Annotated in this window: 1 protein-coding gene; it reads right to left on the bottom strand. The window is 64.0% G+C overall.

All coding sequences use genetic code 11. The features are described 5' to 3' along the window. Positions 1 to 135 precede the first annotated feature (135 nt). Positions 136 to 383: winged helix-turn-helix domain-containing protein (locus EN859_RS35735; protein ID WP_189502511.1), on the bottom strand; the 248-nt coding region annotated here is incomplete at its 5' end.

Here is a 383-nt window from a genome sequence, read left to right as displayed (position 1 = left end):
ACGAGAAAAGTCGCTTCCTCGACGGCGTAGCGGGTTTGCAACTGGCTGCGCTCCAGACGCATGAGCGCGTACCACGCGAAATGCGACAGCAGCAGCACCGCGACGACCAGCAACGCCAGCCGCCCAAACAGTGAATCAATGGGCCGGCGCATGCTGTTCGCCGTCGGGCACGAACACGTAGCCCCGCCCGCGCACTGTCTGAATGAAGCGCGGCGTGGACGGATCCGTTTCGAGAATGCGCCGCAGGCGCCAAACCTGAACGTCGATGCCGCGGTCGGTGCCGTCGTATTCGGGACCGTGCAGCAGCTCGAGCAGACGCTCGCGCGTCAGCGTGCGCATAGGGTGATTGACGAAAATCTTGAGCAGCGCGAACTCGCTGCCTG

It is taken from the genome of Mesorhizobium sp. M00.F.Ca.ET.216.01.1.1 (genome assembly GCF_004010325.2).
Taxonomy (GTDB): domain Bacteria; phylum Pseudomonadota; class Alphaproteobacteria; order Rhizobiales; family Rhizobiaceae; genus Mesorhizobium.
The sequence above is the reverse complement of the archived record's forward strand: the minus strand, read 5'-3'. Positions and strand labels throughout refer to the sequence as shown.